Genomic DNA, 540 nt, shown 5'->3' on the forward strand with positions numbered 1-540 from the left:
CACGCCGCCTTCGATGACCGAGGCATTAGCGGTCAACGTGACCGTGCTGGTATCGATGGTATCGCTGACGTTGGTGACGGCTTCGGCTGGATTAACGGCCAGATTCTCGAAGTCGCCACCGGTGGTGCCGGTGACACTCACTTTGACCTGGCCGGCGTCTTTGTAGACGTCATCGGCTGGGGCTGCGACCGTCACCTGGCCAGTCGTTTGACCGGCGGCGATGTTGATGGTCGAGCCGTTGCTCAGGGTCACGGTCATCGCCGTGCCCGCTGGGTTGCTCAGCGTCGCGGTGTAGACGATCTGCCCGCCCTCGGCGACATCGCCGGTGGCGCTCAGCACCAGGTCCGTGGTGGCTTGGGTCGCTGGGCTGTCGGTAACCGTGGTGGTCGGGTTACCTGCGGTTTCGAGCTGCTCGTAGTTACCGCCATCGACCTTGGTGATGCTGTTGGTCAGCGGGGCGTTGGTGTTGTAGACGTTGTTCGGTGCGGTGAAGTTGACCGAGCCGGACGATTCACCGACGCCGATGGTGATGCTCTGGCC

1 protein-coding gene is annotated in these 540 nt (G+C 63.1%); it reads right to left on the bottom strand.

Annotation, left to right across the window (positions count from 1 at the left end):
• On the bottom strand, positions 1-540 hold a 540-nt coding region (locus tag ACNQPL_RS26635), incomplete at both ends, for an immunoglobulin-like domain-containing protein (protein WP_416468386.1).

Source organism: Pseudomonas sp. LFS044 (assembly GCF_047978245.1).
Lineage (GTDB): Bacteria > Pseudomonadota > Gammaproteobacteria > Pseudomonadales > Pseudomonadaceae > Aquipseudomonas.